The organism is Streptomyces sp. NPDC000134, from assembly GCF_042899225.1.
Lineage (GTDB): Bacteria > Actinomycetota > Actinomycetes > Streptomycetales > Streptomycetaceae > Streptomyces.
In genome coordinates this window covers 1-19,486 of the sequence record NZ_JBIAZN010000028.1, presented here as the reverse complement: position 1 = coordinate 19,486, position 19,486 = coordinate 1, and the positions used below count along the sequence as shown (strand labels likewise).

General features: G+C 69.8%; 14 protein-coding genes and 1 pseudogene. 7 read left to right on the top strand and 8 right to left on the bottom strand.

The annotated features are described in order from the left end of the window. Positions 1-89: 89 nt before the first annotated feature. The gene (bla, locus tag ACFY32_RS31040; protein WP_390676049.1) at positions 90-1,046 is read left to right on the top strand and encodes a class A beta-lactamase; all 957 of its coding nucleotides are present in this window, start codon (positions 90-92) and stop codon (positions 1,044-1,046) included. A gap of 654 nt (positions 1,047-1,700) precedes the next feature. On the opposite strand, the gene ACFY32_RS31035 is transcribed toward bla, so the two are convergent. Together ACFY32_RS31035 and ACFY32_RS31030 are read right to left on the bottom strand one after the other, a co-directional pair. Then, positions 1,701-2,693, bottom strand: coding sequence for a beta-ketoacyl-ACP synthase 3 (locus tag ACFY32_RS31035; RefSeq protein WP_390676048.1), 993 nt, complete (start codon positions 2,691-2,693; stop codon positions 1,701-1,703). Further along, complete coding sequence (locus tag ACFY32_RS31030; protein ID WP_390676047.1) at positions 2,690-4,513, bottom strand: fatty acyl-AMP ligase; 1,824 nt, start codon at positions 4,511-4,513, stop codon at positions 2,690-2,692. The genes ACFY32_RS31035 and ACFY32_RS31030 overlap by 4 nt, the downstream gene beginning before the upstream one ends. Before the next feature lie 694 nt (positions 4,514-5,207). On the opposite strand from ACFY32_RS31030, the gene ACFY32_RS31025 reads away from it, so the two are divergent. From ACFY32_RS31025 to ACFY32_RS31000, 6 genes are all read left to right on the top strand, one after another. Beyond that, positions 5,208-6,131: an LnmK family bifunctional acyltransferase/decarboxylase gene (locus tag ACFY32_RS31025; RefSeq protein ID WP_359198812.1), complete on the top strand. Its 924-nt coding sequence runs from the start codon at positions 5,208-5,210 to the stop codon at positions 6,129-6,131. Positions 6,132-6,192: 61 nt separating this feature from the next. Then, entirely contained in the window at positions 6,193-6,462 is a 270-nt protein-coding gene (locus tag ACFY32_RS31020) for an acyl carrier protein (protein WP_359198809.1), read from the top strand. Between the two features lie 37 nt (positions 6,463-6,499). After that, positions 6,500-7,357 carry an alpha/beta fold hydrolase gene (locus ACFY32_RS31015; RefSeq protein ID WP_390676046.1) on the top strand — a complete coding sequence of 286 codons (858 nt, stop codon included), beginning with the start codon at positions 6,500-6,502 and terminating at the stop codon, positions 7,355-7,357. Positions 7,358-7,397: 40 nt separating this feature from the next. Next, entirely contained in the window at positions 7,398-8,828 is a 1,431-nt protein-coding gene (locus ACFY32_RS31010) for a wax ester/triacylglycerol synthase domain-containing protein (protein ID WP_390676045.1), read from the top strand. A 27-nt stretch (positions 8,829-8,855) separates the two neighbouring features. After that, positions 8,856-9,986: a radical SAM protein gene (locus ACFY32_RS31005; protein ID WP_390676044.1), complete on the top strand. Its 1,131-nt coding sequence runs from the start codon at positions 8,856-8,858 to the stop codon at positions 9,984-9,986. After that, complete coding sequence (locus ACFY32_RS31000; protein WP_390676043.1) at positions 9,976-11,223, top strand: cytochrome P450; 1,248 nt, start codon at positions 9,976-9,978, stop codon at positions 11,221-11,223. The genes ACFY32_RS31005 and ACFY32_RS31000 overlap by 11 nt, the downstream gene beginning before the upstream one ends. A 345-nt stretch (positions 11,224-11,568) precedes the next feature. Here ACFY32_RS31000 and ACFY32_RS30995 read toward each other — a convergent pair whose 3' ends face one another. The 6 genes and pseudogenes from ACFY32_RS30995 to ACFY32_RS30970 all read right to left on the bottom strand — a co-directional run. Beyond that, positions 11,569-13,284, bottom strand: a complete 1,716-nt coding sequence (locus tag ACFY32_RS30995; RefSeq protein WP_390676042.1) for a long-chain fatty acid--CoA ligase — start codon at positions 13,282-13,284, stop codon at positions 11,569-11,571. Positions 13,285-13,974: 690 nt separating this feature from the next. Next, a complete protein-coding gene (locus ACFY32_RS30990; RefSeq protein ID WP_359198796.1) occupies positions 13,975-14,145 on the bottom strand; it encodes a hypothetical protein in 171 nt (56 codons plus the stop codon). Between the two features lie 219 nt (positions 14,146-14,364). Then, the gene (locus ACFY32_RS30985; RefSeq protein WP_390676041.1) at positions 14,365-16,092 is read right to left on the bottom strand and encodes a 2-isopropylmalate synthase; all 1,728 of its coding nucleotides are present in this window, start codon (positions 16,090-16,092) and stop codon (positions 14,365-14,367) included. 80 nt (positions 16,093-16,172) lie between these two features. Continuing rightward, complete coding sequence (locus ACFY32_RS30980; protein WP_390676040.1) at positions 16,173-17,831, bottom strand: FAD-binding dehydrogenase; 1,659 nt, start codon at positions 17,829-17,831, stop codon at positions 16,173-16,175. Further along, a complete protein-coding gene (locus ACFY32_RS30975; protein WP_390676039.1) occupies positions 17,828-18,727 on the bottom strand; it encodes an alpha/beta fold hydrolase in 900 nt (299 codons plus the stop codon). Before ACFY32_RS30975 ends, ACFY32_RS30980 begins: the two co-directional genes overlap by 4 nt. Positions 18,728-19,404: 677 nt before the next feature. Further along, positions 19,405-19,486: pseudogene (locus tag ACFY32_RS30970) on the bottom strand (IS5/IS1182 family transposase); the annotation flags it as partial.

The following is a 19,486-nucleotide window of genomic DNA, read 5'->3' as shown; positions in this document are numbered from 1 at the left end:
CCGCCGACCCGGCCGCGTAGAACAGCGGCAACCCCGTACGCGCGCCGGCGGCGGGGTACGACCCGGCCTTCGAAAGCAGGTACCACCGCATGTCCCGAGAGCCATCCGGCCCGCCCCGCCGCGCTCTGCTCACCGCGGTGGTGCTGCTGCCCCTGGCGGGGTGCGGCGACTCGGGGGACGGCTCGGCCGCCCAGGCGTCCCGCCCACCGGCAGGCCCTTCCGCCTCCGCCTCCCTCTCCGCCTCCCCCTCCGCCTCCCCGAAGCCGCTCGAACTCGCCGCGCTCCGCACCCTGGAACGCAAATACGACGCCCGGCTCGGGGTGTACGCGCTGGACACCGGTACGGGAAAGACGATCGGCCACCGGGCGGACGAACGCTTCGCCTTCTGCTCCACGTTCAAGACCCTCGCCGTCGCCGCCGTCCTCGACCGCAACCCGCTCGGTCACCTCGACGAGCGCGTCACCTACACCCGCGACGACATCAACTCCGCCTCACCGGTCACCCGTGAGAACGTCGACAAGGGCATGACGGTGGGCCAACTGTGCGACGCCGCCATCCGCTACAGCGACGGCACGGCCGCCAACCTGCTGCTGCGCGACCTCGGCGGCCCCGAACGGCTGACCGCCTACTTCAGGGAGCTCGGCGACACCGTCAGCCGCCTCGACCACTACGAGCCCGAGCTGCACCGGGTGCGCCCGGGGGACCCGGCCGACACCACCACGCCCCGGGCGATCGCCGCCGACTACCGCACCGTGGTCCTGGGCGACACGCTCGCCCGCGACAAACGCGCCCTGCTCACCGACCTCCTCGTGCGCAACACCACCGGCGGCAACCGCATCCGGGCCGGCGTCCCCAAGGGCTGGCGGGTCGCCGACAAGACCGGAACGGGCAAGTACGGCCGGGCCAACGACATCGCCATCGTGTGGCCGCCGCGTGGCGCGCCCCTGGTCCTGGCCATCATGTCCGAGCGGTCCGGACGCGAGGACCCCCTCAGCGAGCCCCTGATCGCCGAGGCCACCGAACACGTCACCGCCGCGCTGACCTGACCTGACCTGGCGTGCCGGGGCCGATTCCGAGCGGAACCGGCCCCGGCCGCAGGACGAGTTTCCCGTGGTGTCCGAGCGCATCCAGCCCGGGTGGGAGTCCGCCGACCCGGGCCGGCCCCGGCCGGACCGTGCGACCGCACTGCACGCTGCTTTCAGCGTCGGTCCCGAGGCTTGTGCGACGGGTGCGGCCGGTGATGCCACCTGTTGGCTCGAAGCCGATGGACCCCTCTTCCCAAGGGCTCGTGCACCGGGGGCGGGTCGCCCAGCAGAACCGCTTTCACGAGCTCTGCCGCTCACGCGTCTCGTTCCCGACGGGTTCAGCCCGCGGCCTCGTGCTGCCGAGCGAGTGCCGCCTGGGAAAGAAGCGTGGACCACAACGTCATCGGAGGGTCGTCCAACCCGTGTCCAGGAACCGGGGTCGAGGCCCGTCGCGCGTGCCGTGCGGCGGGCCCTGTCCGCACGCACCCCGCGCCGACGCTACCGACTCGGTCCGGAGGCGCTCCCGGTCACCGTGGTCCGCACGTCCCCAGCGCGACCGGCCGACACCGTCACACGCTCCGTCCTGCGGCCGAAAAGCCCGTGACCGGGTGCGGGCGGGCGGGCGAGACGGGATGCCAGGTCCGCGCAGGCCCCCGGTGCGGACCGGCCCCCTGCTCACGGCAGGACGACGACTTGGGCGGCGTAGGCGAGACCGGCGCCGAATCCCAGCAGCAGGGCCAGGTCGCCGCTGCTGACGGCCTTGCTGATCAGCAGTTCCTCCATGGCCAGCGGAATGGAAGCGGCCGAGGTGTTGCCGCTGTCGGTGATGGTCCTGGCCACCACCGTGTCGGGTCGGAAGGAGATCGCGGAGGCGAGCGCGTCGACGATGCGGATGTTGGCCTGGTGCGGAATGAAGGCCGCGATGTCACCGAGCCGCACCCCCGCGGTCTCGACGGCCTGTCGCGCTATTCCCGGCAGGCAGGTCGTCGCCCAGCGGTACAGCTCCAGACCGGACATGCGCAGCACGGGTCGCGACGGGCCGGACGGCCGGGCCGCCGCGGGCGGACCGCAGACGACGAGCTGATGCCGGGCGCCCTCGGCCCCCCACACCACCGGACCGAAGCCGGGAACGTCGCCGGGCAGTACCACGGCCGCCCCGGCACCGTCCGCGAACAGGAAAGCGGTGTCCGGGTCCTCCGGATCGACGAGGTCGCTCATTCTCTCCGAGCCGATGACGAGGACGCTGTCGGCTTCGCCGGCGCGCACGAGTCCGTTCGCTTGAGCGAGCGCGTAGCAGAATCCGGAGCAGGCCGCGTCGAGGTCGACGGCGCCGGCGAGGGATGCGCCCAGCATCTGGGCGACCCTCGGGGCCGCCGCCGGAACCTGCTCGGTGAACGAGGTGGTGGCCAGCAGTACGAGGTCGAGGTCGGCGGCGTCGGTGCCGCATCGGGCCAGTGCTGTGCGGCCGGCCTCCACGGCCATGGTGATGACGGACTCCTCCGCGGTGGCGAAGCGGCGCGTGCGGATACCGGAACGGCGCTCCATCCACTGGGGACTGACGTTGATCCGGGCGCCGATCTCCTCGTTTCCCACCTTCCGGCCGGGCCGGTAACCGCCCACTGCCGCGATCCGGGCGCCGGGACGCGGCACGCTCGCGCGGATCGTCACCTCCGTGCCTCCTGTGCGCGGGGCCGCGCGGCCTCACCGTTCTCCACGAGCGCGGTCAGGTCCCCCCGCACGTAGGACTCTTTGCACGCCTGGCGTTGGATCTTGCCACTGGAGGTTTTCGAGAGTGCTCCGCGACGCACGGTGACCACCTCGTGCACGGGCAGCCGGTGGATCTCGTCGATCGCCTGCCGGATACGGCCACGCACACCGTCCAGTCCGGTGCTCCGGAGCACTCTGCCGTCGATCTCCACCACCACGATCACGCGCTCGCACCGCCCGTCGTCCACGGAGAACGCCACCGCGCAGTTCGGCCGCAGACCGGGCACCGCCCGTTCCGCGGCCAACTCGATGTCCTGCGGGTAGTAGTTCCGCCCCTGTCGGACGATGACGTCCTTCAACCGGCCGGTGACGTACAGCTCACCTTCGTGGAGACAGCCAAGATCTCCGGTCCGCAGAAACGTGGCGGCCTCCGCAGGCGCCTTCGAGGAGTGGACGGGCGGCTCACCGTCCCGCGCCGGCCGGGCCCGGAAGACCTCTTCGCTGTCCTGGGGCTTCCCCCAGTAGCCGGCGGCCACCGACGGTCCGTCGAGCCATATCTCCCCCACCCGGTCCGCGCCGACCGGGTGCCGGGTGACCGGATCGACGATCACGACGCGGGTGCCGGCGACGGGAGGCCCGCAGCTCACCACCGAGCAGGCCCCGGGAGCGGAGGCGGCCACGGGTTCGACTCGACCGGCTCGCAACGCCTCCCCGGACAGCCAGGCGACAACCGGGTGCCGTCCGTCCGGGCCGGCGCTCGCGGTGAGGGTGTTCTCGGCCAGCCCGTACCCCGGACACATGGCGCGCCGGTCGAAGCCGTGGGGCGCGAAAGCCGCGCAGAACGCCTCGATGGCCCCATGGCGCACCGGTTCGGCGCCGTTGCCGGCGAAGCGCCACCTCGACAGGTCGCCGACGTCGGCCATGGAACCGGCAGCGGCCGACCGGGCGCACATCTCGTAGGCGAAGCTGGGCGCGACGCTGTGGGTGGCGCCGACGCGTGCGATGGTCTCCAGCCATCGGGCCGGACGGCGGATGAACGCCCCGGGAGCCATGAGGTACGAGGGCGCGCCCGCGTACAGCGGCAACACGATGCCGAACATCAGGCCCATGTCGTGGAAGTGCGGCAGCCAGCTCACCATCCCTCCGTCGGACCGCAGTGGGCGCCGCCGGTCGGTCTGTACCGCGTTGGCGAGGTAGTTCGCGTGGCGGACCATGACGCCCTTCGGTTCGCCCGTCGAACCCGAGGTGTACTGCAGCAGCGCGACCTCGTCCGCCGCCGGCGCCGCGATGGGCGGCTCGGCGGTCTCCGACGCTCCCGCCTCGTCCGTCGGTACGAAGGTCAGTCCCGCCAGTTCCGGTACTGCGGCGAAACGCCGCTCCACTTCTGCCTTCACCTGCGTGGTGGTCAGTACCACGGACGCTCCGACGTCGTCGGCGATGCGCCGGAGCCTGCGAAGCTGTTCCCGCCGGTCGGGCACCTGCACCGGCACCGCCACAGCCCGGCCGCGCACGCAGCCCAGCAGCGAGCGGACGAATTCGAGCCCGGCGGGATACATCAGCAGGACCTGGCGGCCGGACAGCCCCCGACCGTGCAGGTCGGCCGCCCGGGTGTGCATGGCCGACTGGAGTTGCCGGTACGTCATCGTCTCGGCTTCGTCCTCGCCGTTGCGGAGGAACACGTAGGCGTCCTCGTCCGGCCGTTCGGCGACCTGAGCACGTAAGAGGTCGATCAGTGTCCTGGCGTAGGGGGTGGTGGGGCTGTGTTCCGGGATGGTGACCAAGTCGCGCTCCTGGCGAGTTGCGGGTGGCGGTTGACCGACGGGCGGTGACGGCTGTCCCGGTCGCCCGGCGGGGTGGCACGCGAACCGGTTCGGCGCGGCGGTCCCCCGAGGCTCGTCGCGCCCGCCGACATGGCCATCGCGCGGAGCCGTCCCGCCCCGTCGGGCGGATTCCCTCCGCCGGCCTTCCGCTCGGGCGAGGGCCGGCCTGTGGCGAAGGCGCGTTTGAGGGGACCGTCTTTCTCCTTCCCCTGCCGGCAGGGGAGCGCACGGGCGGAATCAACGCAACGGGGTCACAGGCTGCTCTCCGTGCGCCGCTGTCGCACACCGGAGCGCGCACGAAGGCCCGCCACCCCCAGCAGACCGGCGTGCAACGCGCACGTCGCGGCTGCCATCTGAGTTCGCGCGGGGGTGGGTCATTCAATCTGCTTGTCGTACTACCAACTGCTTCTTGAGCGCCGGATAAGGCGTGTTGGGGCGGGAATGCCTAGGGAGGAAGCAGCGGGCTGCCAGAAGCATCACCCGACCCGACGTCGTCGAGGGCCTTTCGTGTCGGGGGCCGGGTCACTTGCACCCCGCACCGACTCGTGCCGGACGGCCGGGCCGGGGGAGCGATCGCAGAGTTCTCCCGGCTCCCTTCCCGCCATGACTGCCGGCCGTGCGCCCACGGCTGTCGCCCCGGAGGTTCCGCCTCGTCATGTCCGACACCGCGTGCTCGCCCGTGCTCACTCGCCGGATCGTCGCCTCACCCGCCATGTGCGGGCCGGGGTCCCTGTTCTTCGGCCAGGCCGGAGACTGGACATGGCAGACGGTGGGAGATGCCTGTTCCCTGAACACCTACCGCGCCCGCACGCCCGACGGCGAGCCCTCCTACCTCGCCTTCTACTACTACCGAGTGCGCGCCAGCCCGCTCGTCCACCCCTATGGCATCACTTTCGGTGACGAGTTCGTCCTGGAGAGCCGTGTCTACCAGGACGGCAGCCAGTCCGTCGTCACCCTCCACCGACTCGGGCCACCCGGCGCCGCTCTGCCTGCCCCGCACCCGGACGAGTTCCATCTGAACCCTCGGAAGGACTGCATCTACATCGAGAACTTCAACCGGTGGCTGTCCCGCGGCGGCTCGGACACCAACCACGGGCTGCTGTCACGGCCACCGGTCGGCTTCCGGCCCGCCGATCTGCCCGCGCTGCCGCCCCAGTACTCCCCGAGGAGCGCCTGCGGCCGAGCACGTCACCACGGCACCTTCCACCCGGCGGGGCTCGCCGACCACGACCTGACCGTCGCCGCCTTCCGCACGCAACACACCGTGGACGCGGCCCGGGACCTCAACGGCGCGGGTCTGCTGTACTTCGCCTCCTACTTCTCCATCATCGACACCGCCTTGCTGCGGCTCTGGCACGAACTCGAGCGCGGCGACCACGACTTCCTGCGCCGCCGTCTGCTCGATCACCGTCTCGCCTACTTCTCCAACGCCGATCCAGGTGACCGTATCGACATCACCATCCGCCTGTGGCGTCACGCGGTGTGCCACGAGGAGACGTCGGACGTCCGCCTCACCGACGCGGCCACCGGTCGCCTGATCGCGGTGTCCTCGATCCGCCTGCTGCCACTTTCCGGCTGAGGGGCGCCGGGCCACACCGACCGGACACCCGAAGCGGACCCACGAAGAGGACACCGACACCATGCCACCACTGACGTACGAGCAGGTCGCCCGTGCCGTTCTCGACGCGATCGCCGCCGTCCTGCCCACGGCCGAGGTCTCCAGGATCACCACGCACAGCAAGTGGTCCGAGCTGGAGGCCGACTCGATCGACCGGGTCGAGGTTCTCTCCAAGGCCGCCGAGATTCTCGGTCTGCCCGCTCCGGACTCCCGATGGGAACACGCTCCGACCGTCGGAGCCCTGATCCAGGGTGTCCTCGTCTCGCACGCTCACCCGCCCGCCTCCCCGTGACCGACGTGGCGGGGACGACACCATCAGGGAGATCGACGTGACCGCAGCCTCTTCCAGCATCCAGGAGCGCCGGACGGAGGTGGAAAGACGCGCCACCGTGTACTGGGAAGCCGGCGCCGGCCCGGACCTCCTTCTCCTGCACGGGGACGCGGGCAGTCCACTCGACTGGGTCACGGTGATGCCCCGACTGGCCACCACGCACCATGTCGTCGCACTCGATCTGCCGGGGTTCGGCAGGACACCGCCCCTCGACGAGCCCTCTCCGGAGCGGTACGCGGCCTTCGTGGCCGCCTTCACCGAGGTTCTCGGGCTGCGACACTACTCACTCATCGGCCACTCCTTCGGGGGCATGATCGCCGTCTACGTGGCCCGTGCGGCACACGGGAACGTCGACCGGCTGGTCCTCGTGGCACCCGGGGGGCTGGGACGCGCCGTCAACCCCGCCCAGATCCTGACCGTCTTCCCCGTGCTGCGCCGCGCCGCCTTCGCCATCAGCCTGCTGCCTGGTTTTCCCGTCATCAACACACTCCTGAGCGCGCTGGGCACGACGTACCGGCCCTGGAACATCCCGCCGCGGTGGTACGCCAAGCACCTCGAACGGGCAAGGAACCCGCAGTTCGTGGGCACGTCCCTCGCCGTGGTCGCGCATGCGCTGACGCCCTTCGGCCAGCGTTACGACCTGAGACCCGAACTGCCTCGTCTGCACATGCCGACGCTTGTGGTCTGGGGCGTGGGCGACCTGCTCGTGCCCGCGTGGCAGGCCGCCGCGGCCTCGCTCCTGCCCCAGGGCGCTCGCCGCCTGCTGGCAGCCGGTCACAGCCCCCAGTTGGACGTCGCCGACGACTTCCTCGAAGCCGTCCGTCCCTTTCTGGCCGGCGACCACCAGCGCACATGAACCCTTCGCGGAGCCCCGAGCAGAAGGTGGAGGGACGAACATGCCCGCCGACATCCACATCGACGATCTTCCGGGATGGAGGACCGCGGCCATGCTGAACGGCCTGGAGACCGCGTTCTGGCGCCTCGACACGGACGCGGCGCTGCGCTCGAACGCGGTGCTGGTCTGGATGCTGGACCGCACACCGCCCTGGGCGCGGCTGCTCGACTGCTTCGACCAGGTCACCCGGGCACTTCCCCGGCTGAGGGCGCGGGTCCTGGACACGCCCTGGAACTGGGGCTGGGCCGCCTGGCAGGAGGACCCGGCGTTCGACATCCACCATCATCTGCAGCGGGTCCGGCTGCCGTCACCCGGCGGTCGCCGGGAGCTGCTCGATCTGGCGGAACGCGTCAGCGCCTGCCCCCTGGACCCGGCACGCCCGCCGTGGCAGATCGTGCTGGTGGAGGAACTGGCGGAGGACCGGGCGGCCCTGGTGATCAAGATTCATCACTGCATCACCGACGGCGGGGGTCTGCGGGAGGCGATGACCGCGATGCTCCCCGACTCCCGGGACAGCCGGAAAGGCCCTCCGGGGCCCTCCGTGATCCCACTGCCGGGGGCCCGGCCCCCTCGGACGAACGCATGGGCAGCCCGGACCCGTGCCATGCTCCACGGGCAACGCTCGCTGTCCCATCACTCGATGTCCTCCTTGGGAGACGCCGCGAGCGTCCTGGTCAGACTGGGGCAACGCCCGGCCGGTGTGCCCGAGAGCCTCCACGCCGTCGTGCGCGAGATGCGCCGCATCGAGATTCCCTCTCCGTCGCCCGTGCTGGCCGGGCGTTCCTCGCAGCGCCGCTTCGAGTCCGTGGAGATGCCGCTCGGTCGGTTCAAGGCCGCCGGACGAAGCGTCGGCGCCTCGGTGACCTCCACGTACGTCGCGGTCCTGCTCGCCACCTACGCCGACTACCATCGCCACCTCGGCGCCGGCGGGGAGACGCTCTCGACGGCGGTGCCCGTCGACCTCAGGAAGAACCGCGGACACGGCGGGAACAACGTGGTGGGGACGGCCTTCCTCAGCCTGCCGCTCGCCGCCGTGAACCTGGGCGAACGCATCCGAGCGGTGCACCACCTCCTGCGGGAGGCGAGCACCTCGGGCGCGGTGCATCTGCTGCCCGCGATCGCGGAGTTCCTGCCTCTCGTCCCGCCCGTCCTGCTCACCGCGTTCGTGCGGCGGCTGGCCGCCCGCATCGACGCGGTGCCCAGCAGCATGCCCGGCGTCCTGCGGCCCGCCTTCGTCGCCGGCGCCGAGATCACGTCCTGTCTCGCCTTCGGGCCACGGGGCAACAGCGGCTGCATCTCCTCGCTCATGTCACATCACGGCACCTGCTCCCTGAACGTCCACCTGGACCCGGCGGCCGTGTCCGACCTGCCGGCGTTCGCGGACCTTCTGCACCGCAACACCCGGGATCTCCTGCGACTCGGCACCGCCTGACCGAGAACACGAAGAAGGGAAACCACCATGACGCGAGCCCTCGACATCACGATCCGGCCGAGCCGGCAGCGGGTGCTGGAACGGGTGGCGGAACTCACCCGCTCCGACCACGAGCTGCGCGACCGCCTCCAAGCGGTCAAGTCCTTCTCGTCCGGCGTCCGCAGCGCGGAGGTCTTCATCACGAACGTCTGCAACCTGCGCTGCAAGGGATGCTGGTTCTTCGAGCACGACCTCGACAAGGCCGCCAAGGAAGTCCGCGATCTGCCGACCCTGCGGGCGTTCGCCCAGCAACTGCACGCCGCTGGGACGACCAACGTCCTGCTGATCGGCGGAGAACCGGCTCTGGTCCCCGACCGCATCGGCGTCTTCGTCGAGACCATGCCGTACGTATCGGTCGTCAGCAACGGAACCAGGCCGGTGCCCTACGACGGGTTCGAGAACCTCCAGGTCTTCGTCTCCCTGTGGGGAGGTGGCCCCATCGACGACGAACTGCGCGGACACCGGCCCGGCGGCCGGCGGATCACCGGGCTGTTCGACCTCGGGCTGCGAGCCTACCGGGACGACCCACGTGTGGTCTGGGTCTACACCGTGAGCGAGCCCGGACTCCCGCACATCGAACCGACGGTGCGCGCCATCCACGACAACGGCAATCAAGTCGTGTTCGGCTTCTACAGCGATTACGGTGCCGACGACCCCACCGGCGTCCAGGAGAGCGACCGGCTGCTGGGTGAGATGACGCGTGCGTGGGAGTCCTACCCCGAGACGGTGATCGGTCATCCGTACTACTTCGACGCGCTCGTCAGGGGCCGGACCCACTGGGGCACCTTCGGTTACGACACCTGCCCCAGTATCAGCGTCGATCACGCGGCGCACACTGACCGGCTGGCCAACGGCAACCCGGTCCTGCGGGGGTTCAACACCTACCGGGCCGACCACACGGTCCAGTTCTGCTGCACCTCGGGCAACTGCTCCGGCTGCCGGGACAGTCAGGCGATGTGGAGCTGGATGCTGGTCAACATGCACCAGTTCCTGACCAGCCGGGAGAGCCTGCGCGCCTGGGTGGAGATGGCGGAGAGTTTCTACCGCCAGTACTACTGGTCCCCTTACCGCCCCTCCGGGCACCGCGTGCGGTCGGGGGCGGCAGCCGATGCCGAGTGAGAGCGCGATGGCGCTGTTCACCGACCGGCTGCGCCTGCTGGGGGACGACCTGCGCGGTGACCCCGGCGCCCGCGTCCTGCGTCTGCGGCCCGGCATGGACGGCCGCGCGTCGTACGCCGCCGTCCGTGCCCATGGGCCGCTGGTCCGCAGCCGACGCGGCCTGCTCTTCACCGCGACCTGGACGACGGCCAACGCCGTCCTGCGCAGCGGTGAGTTCAGGGCGGTGCCGACCATGGTGTCCGGTCGCAGCGGCGGTCACGCCGACGCCGATTTCGTCCACCCGCTCGACGAGGCGTTCTTCTCCCTGAACCCGCCGCGGCACACCGAGCTGCGCGCCATGACCGCCCCCTGGTTCTCCCGTGAACAGACGAAGAAGGTCACCGAGCACCTGGACGAAGACGTGGACGCCTGTCTGCGGACTCTGGCCGGCCGGCACTCGGTCGACCTCGTCAGCGCGCTCGCCGAGCCCGTGCCCGTCACCACCGTCTGCCGGCTGCTGGGCCTGCACCTCGGGGACATGTCCCTGTTCGTCCGGTGGGGCAGGACCGTCGCGGCCGTGCTCGACGGGCCACGAAGCCGTGCCGAATGGCGTCGTATCCGCCAGGTCTACTCGGAAATGACGCACTACTTCCGCCGGCACGTCTCGGCCCGGCGGAACGCCGAGGGACTCGTGGCCGGTCTCGCGGAGCGCTGTCCCCACCTGCTGAGCGAGCGGGACGTCATCGCCACCTCGGGCATGCTGCTGCTGGCCGGGTTCGTCACCACCGTCAACCTCATCGGCAACGCCCTGCACACCCTGCTGAGGGCACCCGAACACCGGGAGAAGGCCGCCGGGGACTGGGCCGCGGTCGTGGAGGAGACCCTGCGCCACTCCTCGCCCGTCAGATACGTGGTGCGCCGGGCGTGCGAGGACACCGAGGTCGAGGGATACACGGTGGCCGCCCGGACACCGGTGGTGGTCCTCCTGGCCGGCGCCAATCGGGACCCATCCGTCTTCGAGCGCCCCGACGAGTTCGACGTCCACCGACGGGGTGCGAGCCGACACCTCACCTTCGGGGCGGGCATCCACTACTGCCTCGGCGCCTCGCTCGCCCGTGCCGAAGCGCAGACCGTGCTGCGCCGCTTCTTCGAGCGGTACCCGGGAGCGACCCTCGCGGCGGGCGTGACGCCCAGGGCTTCGCGGGTTCTGCACGGCCCCGCCCAACTGCCCGTCCGCCTCACCGGCCGCGGCTCGTGAGCCCGGTGACGGGCGTCTTCCCCGGGTGTCCGCGTCGTCGTGGGAACGGGCAACCGGTCCGGGGTCCGCCGGTGTTCATCACCTTCACGCATGCCGTGACGGGATCGGCTGCCCGTCCTGGGCGGCACTTTCGCCGCCGTCCGAGGTGGTCCGGCGACACGTTGGGCGATCGTGCGGGGACCGAGCCGACGGCGTTGGTCAGGACTTCGCGGATCGACTCGACTCCGAACACCTGCCGGTGGGTGTCGGTGAACGTCACGAGCGCTTCGACGGCCGGCCGAGCGCGGCCACGAAGAAAGCCGAGGCCGCCCTGAGGGTCTCATTCACCCCAGTCCTGCCGGTGGGTCATCCGTGCTGCCCGGTGGTGAGGGTGGTGCCGGAGCGCCTGCCGAGGTGCACGACGTCCAGTCGACCCTGCTTGTACTGCGCCTGCAGGCTTCGCTTGTCGTATTTACCCATTGACGTCTTGGGGATGGCCGCGACGGTCGCCCAGCGTTCCGGCATCATCCAGGTGTCGATGTGCTGAGCCAGGAAGGCATGCAGCTCCTCCAGGGTGACGTCGCTGTCCTTGCGGAGCGACACCGCGGCCAACGGGCGTTCGCCCCAGTGGTCGTCGGGCACCGCCACCACGATCGCCTCGGTGACGGCGGGGTGTTCCATCAAGGTGTTCTCGAGCCGCATACTCGGAATGAACTCGCCTCCGGACTTGATGACGTCCTTGAGCCGGTCGGTGAGCGTCAGGTACCCGTCCGGGGAGATCGTCCCGATGTCCCCGGACCGCAGCCAACCGTCCGGGGTGAAGTTGTCCGCCGGCCGTACCGGAAGGGAGCCGACGCCACCGTGGTAGGCACTGGTGACGTCCGGGCCGCGCAGTTGCAGCTCACCCATGGCCGTGCCGTCGTGCGGCACGAGGGCGCCCTCCGGGTCGACGAGACGGAACTCGGCCGATGTCGGGAACCTGCCCTGACTGATGCGGTAGGCCCATTCGTCGTCAGGGTGCAGCCCTTTCGGCGGCAGAGCGGCGCTCACGAGTCCCGAGGTCTCGGTCATTCCCCAGCCGTGCAGGACCTCGATGGAGTGCCGGTCCCGGTAAGCGGCCATCAGGGCGGACGGGCACGCGAACCCACCCACGAATACCCTGCGCAGGCTTTTGGTGTCGTACGTATGGGAATCGAGTTCCTCCAGGAGCGAGGCCCAGACGGTGGGGATGGCGGAGCTGAACGTCGGTCGCCCGCACTCGATCATCTGGGCGAGCGATGACGCACGGGGGGAGTGGCCGGGCAGCAGAAGATCAGCACCGGTGAAGAACGCGGCGTGGGGGAGCCCCCAACCGTTCACGTGGAACATGGGCGCGAGACACAGAAGCGTGTCGTGCGGGCTCAGATTGAAGCCACTCGGTACCACAATCTGGAAGGAGTGCAGGTATATCGACCGGTGACTGTAGACCACCCCTTTGGGGTTTCCGGTAGTGCCAGAGGTGTAGCAGATGATCGCAGCGCTGCGTTCGTCCAGCCGTTCCTCCCAGGGGAATTCGACAGGGCGCCCGGCGATGAGTTCCTCGTAGTCGTGCACTTCACCGGCGAACCCCGCCAATGCCGCCCGTTCGCCCTTACCCGCGACGACTATGTGCTCCACCGTGCCTGACAAGCGCGGCAGCACCGCGGCCAGGGCTTCGGTGAGGTCCGCGTCCACGACGATGACGCGGTCACCGGCGTGATCGACGGTGTAGGCCAACTGCTCCGTCGGCATGCGCACGTTGAGGGTGTGAAGGACAGCGCCCATCGCGGGAACCGCCAGGAACAGTTCCAGGTGGGGGGCGTTGTTCCACATGAACGTACCGATGACGCTCTGCTCGCCCTGCGGCCGGGCGCCAGGGCGCACCCCCAGCCGGTCGCGGAGCGCATGTGCCAGACGGGCGGCACGCTCGCCGACCTCCGCGTAACTCCTGTGGTCGAACCCCTCTCCGTTCCATGTTCCGACAGTGGAGGTGCCGTGGACCGTGGAACCGAACCGCAGGATGCGAGCGATGGTGAGCGGGATGTCGGGCATGGTGCTGTGCATGGTGGTCCTTCCAAGTTCGGGGCTTTCGGATGATGAAGCAGTCGAGTCGTCTGAAGCCGTGCCGCATTCCCGCGAGGATTCCTCCCGTCACCTCTTGGAGGAGGTCGGGCTCGCCTTCGGCGCACCTGGTATCGGTGCGGCGCCAGGCACTGCGCTCAGCGCACCGAGGTGGTGGTGTCCCTTTCGGGGCTCGCCGATGCGGAAGGGGCCCCGGCGGACCTCGGAACAGAAGCCGGCGGGGACGTCACGTCGGCCGTTCCAGGAGAAGTCGTGGACGGTGCCGGACAGTCGGTGGACGGGACAGGTGGGATCGTCGGGGCAGCGGGCGGGGAGGCGGAGGGCGGAGGTGTCGTGGCCGGCGCGCTGTCGGTGCTTGTAACGGGGACGGGCTGCGGTTCCACCGTTTCGGACGGCGGGGCGGAGTGGGAAGGTACGAGGGGCTCCGGCGCGGCGGTGGACGGGGGGACGGGCATCAGGACGACTACAGGCGGTGCCACGCTGTCCCGCACCGGAGCAGGCACGACGCTCTGCACCGGGGGCGGGCCGTGCTCCGGAGGAGGCGCCTGCACGGGCGCGGTGCAGGAGGCAATGCAGGCAGCGATGACAACCGCGACGAACACCATGAGGCTCCGCATGAGACATCACATCCTTTCTGTGGGTGAGTTGCTGCTCTCCGGCCCCCACCGGCAGTCAGTTCGTGGTCAGCGTTTCCAGGAACGCGCGCAGGCCGACGAAGAACCTCCCGACAGCGGTCCCGGCCGCCATGACGGCCTGGGCGAAGTCGACGGGGGCGACGGCGATGATGAAAAGGAGGATGATCAGGAGCAGCCAGAAGAGCAGACCGCGTGGACGGTAGAACATGAGGGCTCCTCTCGGCTCGTGCCCGACGGCACCGCCCGTGTGCCCGCACGGGCAGCGATCGGAGTGACGTCGGCCGTGCGTCCTGCGGAGAATTGATCACCGGTCACGGACCTGGCCGCGGACGGCGTCTCCGCGGCGGGCGGACCCTGACCGGGCCGTCGGGTGGCCCCGGGTCCCTGAGGTGCACGCCTGCCATCGGATACATGGGTCACGGGTCGCTCAGACACGGGAAGTCTTCGCAGGCGCGGCCATGGTGGCGTCCTGCGTCCGCGGCGCCTCCCGCTGGGCCCGCCGGGCCACGGCTCGCACCGCGTCCCGGACGGCCTCCGCCTCCTTCTCGTGGATGCCCACCCCCCACAGCACGCGCGTACCCGAACTGACCTCGCAGAAGGCGGCGTAGGCGGCACGGCCCTCCAGCCGGTCCACGAGGATGTCCTGCAGCGCGGCCGGTACGGACAGGGCGGCGAGCATCTGTCGGACCGGCTCCCGCCAGCCACCGGAGTCACCGTCGAGGGAGAAGGCCGGCGCCGGGGTGCCCGCCGGGCCTTCTTCCGGGGCTTCCGTGCCCGGAGTCACATACCGGTCCGTGAAGATCTGCCAGAGCTTGTCCACGCCGATCTCACCGCCCTGCTGCTCGCAGAAGCTCTGCATCACATGGGCGAAGTCGATCTGCAGCCTCCTGGGCAGCGTCACGCCCTGGGAGGTCCGCAGCAGGTGAGCCATGCCGCCCTTGCCCGACTGGGTGTTGATGCGGATCAGGGCCTGGTAGCTGCGGCCGATGTCGCGGGGATCGACGGGGAGGTAGGGCACGTCCCAGAAAGCGTCGGCGTCCTCTCCTTCCCGGGCCTTGAGGCCCTTGGCGATGGCGTCCTGGTGCGTGCCGGCGAAAGAGGTATACACGAACTCACCCACCCATGGATGGCGAGGGGAGACCGGGAGCTGGTTGCAGTCCTCCACCACGCGCCGCATGCCGTCCAGGTCACGCAGATCGAGCATGGGGTCGATGCCTTGGGAGAACAGGTTCATCGCGAGCGTGGGGATGCACACGTTGCCGGTGCGCTCGCCGTTGCCGAACAGGCAGCCCTCGATCCGGTCGGCGCCGGCCAGCAGCGCGAGTTCGGTCGCGGCGACGGCGCTGCCGCGGTCGTTGTGCGGGTGCAGAGTGAGGATGGTGCGGTCGCGGTACGCCAGCTCGCGGCTCATGTACTCGATACGGTCCGCCAACTCGTGCGGAGGAAAAGCCTCCACGGTCGCTGGCAGGGCGATCCGCAGCGTACGGTCGGTGCGGGGGGCGCAGTACTCCTGCACCGCGTTGCAGACTTCCAGGGCGAAGTCCGGCTCGGTCTGGGTGTAGGACTCGGGTACGTACGACAGGAAGATCTCCGTCTCCGGCGTCGTCTCCTGGAGGCGCACTGCCTGTCGGGCGCCTTCGAGGGATTTCGCCAGCATTTCCGCACGGCTGGCGCGGAAGACCACCCGGCGCTGGGCAGCGGAAGTCGGGATGATGTACTGCACGACCGCCTTGCGGGCGCCGCGGACCGCGGCGACGCTGCGTTCGAGGGCTTCGGTGCGGATCGACGTGAGGACCTGGATGACGACGTCGTCGGGTATGGCGTCGGTCTCGATCAGATGCCGTACGAAGTCGTATTCGTCCTGGGAAGCGGCGGGGTAGCCGACTTCGATCTCCTTGAAGCCGATGGACACCAGAAGGTCGAACATCCTGCGTTTGCGGGCGACGTCCATCGGATCGATCAGGGCTTGGTTGCCGTCCCGGAGGTCGACGCTGCCCCACAGGGGTGCCTTGGTCAGATGCCGGCCGGGCCAGGTGCGGTCGTCCAGTCCGATCGGCTCGTACGGCGCGTACTTGTGGACGGGCATTCCGCCGGAGGTCTGCACTCCCCTGTCCTGCGGGGGGAAGATCCGGTGCGGTTGCGGAAGGTGACTCATCGTTCCTCTTCTCGTGGATCAGGAGCGGGGGGACCCTGTCCGGGTCGGGTCATCGGCCGGGATGAACGCGGGGCGGCGGTTCACGCCAGGTCCCGGGCGAGCGCCCGGCCGGCGGTACGGCCGGAGAAGACGCAGCCACCGAGGAAGCCGCCCTCCAGCGCGTTGTATCCGTGCACCCCGCCGCCGAACCCGGCTGCTTCTCCGGCGGCGTACAGGCCGTCGAAGGCCGCTCCGTCCGGTCGCAGAACCTGCGAGTCGAGGTTGGTCTGCACCCCGCCCAGCGTCTTGCGGACGAGCACCCGCAGGCGTGCGGCGATCAGCGGGCCGTGCGCGGGATCGAGCAGGCGGTGCGGGGCGGCGATCCGGAGAAGTCTCTCCGGCAGGTACGCACGCGCATTGCGCACGGACGTCAGTTGCATGTCCTTGCGGTAGTCGTTGGCCACCTGCCGGTCGCGGGCCACCGCCTCCCGTTCCACACGCGCGTACTCCAGTGGTGCTTCGGGAGTGAGCGCGTTCATCCCTTCCACCAGTGCGGACAGCGTCGGGCGTATCACGAGGTCCTCGCCGTGGTCGAGGAACGCGCGGACCGGACCCATCGTGCTTTTCTTCAGCCGCAGGAACAGCAACAGGGGGTTCTTGCCGGTGAGATCGGGGTTCTGATCGGAGCCCGACAGTGCGAACTCCCTGTCCAGGATCGTCTGGGTCATGATGAACCACGAGTGGTCGTGACCGTGCCGCGTGATGTGCCGCAGCGTGTCCCGGGCCGTGTGACTGGGGAACAGCGGCGGAGGCAACCGCCGACCGGTGGCGTCCAGCCACAGTGGTGACGGGCCGGAGATCACGCGCACCCCGTGGCCGGGCCAGACGGGAGCCCAGTTCTTCAGGCCCTCGGGATAGTTCCACATGCGGTCGAGGTTGACCACCGACCCGCCGGCCTCCTCGGTGATCCGGAGCATCCGCCCGTCGACGTGCGCGGGTACGCCCGTGAGCAGCGAGGCTGGTACCGGGCCGAGGCGGCCGGTCGGCCAGTGCGCGCGCACCAGGTCCGGGTTGCCGCCCATACCGCCGGAGGTGACGAGCACCGCCTGCGCGCGCACCTCGAACTCTCCGACCTCCTCCCGCGAGGAGGGGAGGCCGCGAGGCTCGTGCGAGGGTGCCAGCACCGCGCCCCGCACGCCGATCGCGGTTCCTCCTTCGACGACGAGTCCGTCGACCCGATGCCGGTATCTGAAGGTGACCAGCCCTCGGTCGGCGGCGGCCAGGACCGGATCACGGAAGGTCCGTACGACCTCGGGCCCGGCGCCCCAGGTGTAGTGGAACCGGGGGACGGAGTTGCCGTGACCGGTCGCGGTGCCCCGCCCCCGTTCGGTCCACCCGACGACGGGCAGCAGGCGCAGCCCGAGCCGGTACAGGTAGCTGCGCTTGTCCCCGGCGGCGAAGCTGACATACGCCTCGGCCCACCTGCGGGCCCACCGGTCCTCGTCGTCGCGGTCGAACTCGGCCGAGGCCAGCCAGTCGCTCAGAGCCAGTTCCTGGGAGTCCTTGATACCCGCGCACCGCTGCTCGGGGCTGTTGACCAGGAAGAGACCGCCCTCCGCCCAGAACGCCTGCCCCCCGAGGTTGGCTTCGTTCTCCTGTTCGATGATCAGCACTCGTCGCCCGGCGCGGGTCAACTCCAGGGTGGCGACCAGGCCGGCCAGTCCCGCTCCGACCACTATGACATCGGCGACCTCACTCATGGTCGATGCGTCCTTTCAGCAGTGCTGCCGCCGACCCGTGAGAGGAAGGGTCGGACGACTCCGAGGAACCGGTCGGTGGCTTCCAGCGGCAGCAGGTGTCCGGAGCACGGGAACAGCGTCAGCTCTCCGCGGCTCAGCTTCCGGCGGGCTCCGACCGCCTGCCAGAAAGGCACCAGGACGTCCTGGACACCCCAGACCACCAGGACCGGGACCGACAATTCCGGCAAGCGTCCAAGGAGGAGATCCCTCTGCCCGAGGAGACCCACCGAGAGGCGCTGCGAGCGCAGTGCGGTGGCCAGCGCTTCGGGCGAAGACGCGGCCCTGACCTGGCTGGACCGCCAAGGTCCCGTGATGCGCCAGGGGCGTCGGGCCCCCAGCGCCACGAGCGATGCCACCAGCAGTTGCGGTCCGAAGGGCATGACCGGGACCAACAGTTTCGTCAGATCTCCCAACGGCGTGACAGCCTGCACCACCATCCCCGGGTTGATGGCACGGCCCATGCCGGCGGGACTGACCAGTACCAAAGACGACAACGCGCCGGGCCGCTGCAAGGCCAGGTGGACGGCCACGGCGCCGCCCAGTGAGGGGCCTATGACCGCGAAGGTGTCCACATTGATCTCGCGGGCGAACCTCCACACGAATGTGGCGAGCGCCGCGGGGCTGCCGTCGCCGGTGGGCTCGGTGTAACCGTACCCAGGGAGGTCCAGGGCGATCGCCCGATGGCTGCCGGCGAGACCTTCAAGGGTTCCGGACCATTGCTCGGCCACACTTCCCTCACCCGGCAGCAACAGCACAGGGTCACCCTCCCCGGCTTCGAGATAGCGCGTCGCCACTCCGTTCACATCGACCCATCGTTCCTTCACTGTGCCTTCGCGCACGGTGGTTGCATTTTTCATCACGTCTCCCGTCACTGTCTATTCCGGTCAAACGTTGTGAATCGTGTGCACATTTTGGTGAGGCATGACTGATCACGCGGAGGTGAGGTGGCTACGGAGGTCATGCCGTGGCGCGGCAAGATTTTTCCGCAAGGTGCCTGGGTGTCATATTCATCGACTCGGAATCCAGCCCGTGCATCACGGTAATCCGCACCGCGTTGCACCGGCAGGCGTACAAGAAGCGCGTACTTTTTCGACGTGCACGCCTGCTCGTGCGGGACTGTTGGAAAGCTCATTAATTGGGCAGCCCCCGCAGTTCGCGCGAAAAACATTTCTTGCTCGAAAAGACCCCCATGGCCTCGCTTCTCGTGGCCGGGACACGAGAGGCGCCTGGTGCGTCCGTGTTGCCAGGGACGGATGTCGGCCGGGTCTCGACACGGGGGGGCAGGTGGCGACGAGTCGCTCGACTGTCCGCTCGCTGTGGTGCGGGGCGGCCAGGGTGCACGCCCGGCGCGCACGAGCGCCCCCCGGGGGGCTCACTCGGACGAGCCGTGATGCCGCGCGCCTTGCGCTACCGTCCTGCGCCTTGCGATGGGCGCACTCCTTGGACGCGAAACGCGCACTGAACGTGAGATGTGCGCTTGGTGGCGCCTGTGTGCGCTTTGCGTCTGACGGGCTCGCACTATGAGCCTTTTCCATCATCGGTCTGAGCTGGCCAAATGCAGGGTCATGACCGCTCGGACGAGGCTTGTGACGCGAGTGGTCGAGCACCGCAGCTTG

Coding starts and splice junctions, on each gene's coding strand:
- bla (WP_390676049.1), top strand. CDS start 90: ATGTCCCGAGAGCCATCCGGCCCGCCCCGCCGCGCTCTGCTCACCGCG.
- ACFY32_RS31025 (WP_359198812.1), top strand. CDS start 5,208: ATGTCCGACACCGCGTGCTCGCCCGTGCTCACTCGCCGGATCGTCGCC.
- ACFY32_RS31020 (WP_359198809.1), top strand. CDS start 6,193: ATGCCACCACTGACGTACGAGCAGGTCGCCCGTGCCGTTCTCGACGCG.
- ACFY32_RS31010 (WP_390676045.1), top strand. CDS start 7,398: ATGCCCGCCGACATCCACATCGACGATCTTCCGGGATGGAGGACCGCG.
- ACFY32_RS31005 (WP_390676044.1), top strand. CDS start 8,856: ATGACGCGAGCCCTCGACATCACGATCCGGCCGAGCCGGCAGCGGGTG.
- ACFY32_RS31000 (WP_390676043.1), top strand. CDS start 9,976: ATGCCGAGTGAGAGCGCGATGGCGCTGTTCACCGACCGGCTGCGCCTG.
- ACFY32_RS30995 (WP_390676042.1), bottom strand. CDS start 13,284: ATGCACAGCACCATGCCCGACATCCCGCTCACCATCGCTCGCATCCTG.
- ACFY32_RS30990 (WP_359198796.1), bottom strand. CDS start 14,145: ATGTTCTACCGTCCACGCGGTCTGCTCTTCTGGCTGCTCCTGATCATC.
- ACFY32_RS30985 (WP_390676041.1), bottom strand. CDS start 16,092: ATGAGTCACCTTCCGCAACCGCACCGGATCTTCCCCCCGCAGGACAGG.
- ACFY32_RS30980 (WP_390676040.1), bottom strand. CDS start 17,831: ATGAGTGAGGTCGCCGATGTCATAGTGGTCGGAGCGGGACTGGCCGGC.
- ACFY32_RS30975 (WP_390676039.1), bottom strand. CDS start 18,727: ATGAAAAATGCAACCACCGTGCGCGAAGGCACAGTGAAGGAACGATGG.